At 45.5% G+C, this 3876-nt stretch carries 7 protein-coding genes; 5 read left to right on the top strand and 2 right to left on the bottom strand.

Annotated elements, in window-relative coordinates:
- Both ACO6VE_RS24000 and ACO6VE_RS23995 read left to right on the top strand, forming a co-directional pair.
- Positions 1 to 1038 (top strand): hypothetical protein (locus ACO6VE_RS24000; protein WP_422463987.1); only part of this gene is annotated, 1038 nt, incomplete at its 5' end.
- A 62-nt stretch (positions 1039 to 1100) separates the two neighbouring features.
- A complete protein-coding gene (locus ACO6VE_RS23995) occupies positions 1101 to 1493 on the top strand; it encodes a hypothetical protein (RefSeq protein WP_422463985.1) in 393 nt (130 codons plus the stop codon).
- 12 nt (positions 1494 to 1505) lie between these two features.
- Here the strand turns inward: ACO6VE_RS23995 and ACO6VE_RS23990 are convergent, their stop codons facing one another.
- Positions 1506 to 1649, bottom strand: a complete 144-nt coding sequence (locus ACO6VE_RS23990; protein ID WP_422463983.1) for a hypothetical protein — start codon at positions 1647 to 1649, stop codon at positions 1506 to 1508.
- Positions 1650 to 1664: 15 nt separating this feature from the next.
- Here ACO6VE_RS23990 and ACO6VE_RS23985 point away from each other — a divergent pair, with 15 nt between their 5' ends.
- The 3 genes from ACO6VE_RS23985 (at position 1665) to ACO6VE_RS23975 (ending at position 3505) form a co-directional block, all read left to right on the top strand.
- A complete protein-coding gene (locus tag ACO6VE_RS23985) occupies positions 1665 to 1913 on the top strand; it encodes a hemagglutinin repeat-containing protein (RefSeq protein WP_422463981.1) in 249 nt (82 codons plus the stop codon).
- A gap of 38 nt (positions 1914 to 1951) precedes the next feature.
- A complete protein-coding gene (locus tag ACO6VE_RS23980) occupies positions 1952 to 2443 on the top strand; it encodes a transposase (protein WP_422463979.1) in 492 nt (163 codons plus the stop codon).
- An 81-nt stretch (positions 2444 to 2524) separates the two neighbouring features.
- Positions 2525 to 3505 carry a transposase gene (locus ACO6VE_RS23975; protein WP_422463977.1) on the top strand — a complete coding sequence of 327 codons (981 nt, stop codon included), beginning with the start codon at positions 2525 to 2527 and terminating at the stop codon, positions 3503 to 3505.
- 166 nt (positions 3506 to 3671) lie between these two features.
- On the opposite strand, the gene ACO6VE_RS23970 is transcribed toward ACO6VE_RS23975, so the two are convergent.
- On the bottom strand, positions 3672 to 3876 hold a 205-nt coding region (locus ACO6VE_RS23970; protein ID WP_422463975.1), incomplete at its 5' end, for a hypothetical protein.

Here is a 3876-nt window from a genome sequence, read left to right as displayed (position 1 = left end):
ATGGGCGGCACAGGACGTACTGTACTCACCGCTTTAACGACAGCAGCCAGCGGTAACGTAACTGGCAGTGCCAGCCAGATGATTGAATCCGCAGCGGTCAACTATCTGCAATCCCTGGGGGCGCAGAAGGTTAAGGCCATTGCAGATAAGCTTGATAGCGAAAAGGCCCGGGCTGCACTTCATGCAATAGTGGGTTGTGCCGGTGCTTCGGCGCAGGGTAATAGTTGTTCAAGTGGGGCTGCTGGGGCATCGGCAGCTGTTGTCGTTAATAATCTGCTGGATAGGGTTAACGATGTAAAAGGCTCTGAACTCAGTGATACAGAGAAGGAAGATCGTAAGAATCTGGTCATCAGTATTATTGCTGGGGTGACGGATGCTGCAGGTGGGGTAGCATCTGTCGCTGCAGCCGCTAGTCAAATAGAGGCTGAGAATAACGCTCTATTTGTCCCCTTGCTAATTGCTGCCGGAGTAGCTCTAGAAGCAGTAGATAAATATCTTTTGGCAGCAGACATTGCGGAACTTGCACAAGCCATTGCAGATAATGATGACCATCGTGCCGTAGAGATTGGTTCTGAGCTTGCTATTAGCGGCGGCCTAGAAGTACTAATAGGTACCATTCCAGGAAGTACAATAGCAACAAAAATAGCACTCAATCTTAAAAAGAAAGGTCACGATGATCTAGCTGAAAAACTGGGTGGAGCTCATAGAGAAACTTCGAAACCAGTCAATGATGGTTTGGACTCCCATCATTGCCCAGCAAAAGATTGCTATAAAAATAGCTACTTAAGCCAGTATGATGGACCTGCAATTAAGATGGCCCCTGCCGACCATAGAAAAACAGCAAGTTATGGCTCATCCCCTGAAGCAAAAGCTTATCGTAAGCAACAGCAAGAACTCATTGAAAATGGTCAATTTATGGAGGCTGTTAGAATGGATATTCTAGACATTCGTTCAAAATTTGGAGATAAATATGATGATAATATTGAACAAATGTTGGACTATGCGAAGAGTATTGATCCAGACATGCTGAAAAAATAGAGGTATTTACAGTCATGTATCGTCTACTACCGTTGAGATCGATAGGCTCCATAGAGTCTGGTATGACTCAAAGTGATGTTAGAAATAAATTGGCATCACCTTATTTTCCTTTCAAAAAAACACCGTCTTCTAAAGTTGATACGGATGACTTCAACAAGCTAAATATTCATGTTTTCTATCATGATGATTTACATCTCCGGGGCGTTGAAGTTTTTAGCCCATCAGAAGTCACCTTTGACGAAATAAGCATGCTCAATCAACCGCTTGATAAAGTAGTATCAAAACTCAGAAGCAAAGGCTATCAAGTTGACATTGACTCTTATGGGGTTGACTGTCTGGAATTAGGAATATCAGTTTCGGCTCCTGGTCATATGGAAGACTCCAGCAAACTTACAGAGAGTATTTATTGCCAATTGGGCCAAAATCAAGGGGCCAAAATCAAAGACACCCAATAATTTGCCAGCGATTTAGAAATCACAGCAGGCAGAGACTTTACCGCCACTGCCGCCAACATCACCAGTGGTAGCGGCAATGCTTCGATCGCTACAGGCAATGACATCACCTTCAAAGAGGGCCGATCCACCGTCTTTGTGGATGAAGCACACAAGCATGCCGGCAGCAACGGTATGTTCTCAAAAACCACCGTAACCACCCGGGATACCCTGAATCAGGATCAGGCAATCGGCTCAAACCTCAGTGCCGAATCTCTGGATTTGCAGGCCGCTAACAACCTGGCCTTCCGGGGCAGCAGTGCCGTTGCCACCGGCGACACCACCCTTCAGGCAAACAATATTGTTCTGGAAGCCACAAAAAACACCCAGCAACAACAGAACTCGACTTTAGAGTTTCATAAGCACAATAGTTCCGGCGCATAATCTGCTAAAAGCAACCATCCCCAACGACGAAATTCGAGATGGTTGCCATGCTCACTTCAGATCATCAAGTAATCCTCAGAGAGCTCGCTTTATATACAACCTTTTTTGCTGGAGCGCTATCATCAACCGCAGTACCAACGTTCTGTGAACTGCTGTTCGGCTGCATGCTTTCAGCCGACGGCTTTGTTACACAGGCGTTGTTAACAATTGATTTTCATTGTGTGTGGAGCAGCTATCACCACTGGCTATCCCAGGGCAAATGGCAATGGAAGCACTTGGCGTGTCGATTGATCCGCCTAGTCTGTTCAAAGGCTCCGCAAGGTGAACCTGTGGTTCTGGGGCTTGATGACTGGGTGATCGAGCGGTTTTCCGATAAAGCCCCTGCTTGTCGTATACATCATCAACACAGCAAGAAACGTAACCGGCCGACGTATATCTGGGGGCAGTGTTGGGTCTCCTTGGCCGTCATATTTGAACGGGCTTCAGATGAAGTATTTACAAAGGAAAATAAAGGACACCCAAAAATTTGACTAATCGGCCACACCGTCTATTTTTCTTCTGGAGCCTCTTATGGCATTAAGCACATATACCCAGTAACCAAAAAAAATGACATGACGACCGCCCGAAAAAACCTCATAGATCCAGCCAGTACGCCCTACTACCACTGCATGGCACGCTGCGTTCGCAGGGCTTTCCTGTGCGGCCAAGACAATTTCTCAGGCAAAAACTATGAGCATCGCAGGCAGTGGGTGGTTGATCGGTTGAAAGCGCTCTCTGGTATTTTTGCTCTGGAAGTCTGTGCTTATGCGGTGATGTCCAATCATTATCATGTGGTGCTCCATATTAATAGTCAGCAAGCCAAAAAATGGGACACTAAAGAAGTCTTACAACGCTGGACGCAGCTGTTTTCTGGTCCACACCTGGTTCAGCGTTATCTTGCCGGCGACCAGCCAGGCAAAGCAGAGCTGCTGCGCATCGAAGAATATGCCCAGGAGTACCGAGGTCGTTTAATGGATATCAGCTGGTTCATGCGCTGTCTCAACGAATACTTAGCCCGGCTGGCTAATAAAGAGGATGAGTGCAAAGGACGCTTTTGGGAAGGTCGTTACAAAAGTCAATCCCTGTTAGACGAGGCAGCATTGCTGACTTGCATGGCCTATGTCGACTTAAACCCCATCCGGGCAAAAATTGCCGCAACGCTGGAAACCTCAGAACATACCTCTATTAAAGAGCGCATTGAGTCATACGACAGTGCAAATGGAAAAAAACAAAAGCCGCACTTGAAACCGTTAAAAGCTCAGGGTCAAAACCCTGAACAGGCGATTCCATACCCACTCAGTAGCTACTTTGAACTGGTTGACTGGTCTGGCCGAATTGTCCGCAAAGGCAAACGTGGCCGTATAACTGACGATGTACCACCTATCCTGGAACGCTTGGGTATTGACCCAAATGAATGGCTGGAGACTATGCGATGGCAGAATCGTTTTCACCGAGCAGTCGGCAAGCTGGCTTCACTGAAGGCTTATGCAAAAAGCACCGGAAAATGCTGGGTTCATGGGATGTCTGTGAGCGGTAATCTCTATCCTGCCTGATCAACACATTTTCATTTACTTTAATGTGACCAGAGTTTTCTGTAGGGCTCTTTCTTATATTGTCTCGATAGTATCTTCCAGGCTCTTCCTGCTTGGTATGAATGAGGATTTCTTAAAACGATCAATACTATCATTTTAAAAAATGGATAAATGACGCACCCTCTCTTCACTTTTTAAAAAGTGGGTGTCCTTTTTTGCTCTTAAAAAGTGGGTGTCCTTTTTTGCTCTTCTCTTCACTTTTTAAAAAGTGGGTGTCCTTTTTTGCTCTTCTTTTTTGCTCTTGTCTTTTTGTCTTTTTGTCTTTTTGTCTTTTTGTCTTTTTGTCTTTTTGTCTTTTTGTCTTTTTGTCTTTTTGTCTTTTTGTCTTTTTG

The organism is Endozoicomonas sp. ALB115 (assembly GCF_049310245.1).
Taxonomy (GTDB): domain Bacteria; phylum Pseudomonadota; class Gammaproteobacteria; order Pseudomonadales; family Endozoicomonadaceae; genus Endozoicomonas.
The sequence above is the reverse complement of the archived record's forward strand: the minus strand, read 5'-3'. Positions and strand labels throughout refer to the sequence as shown.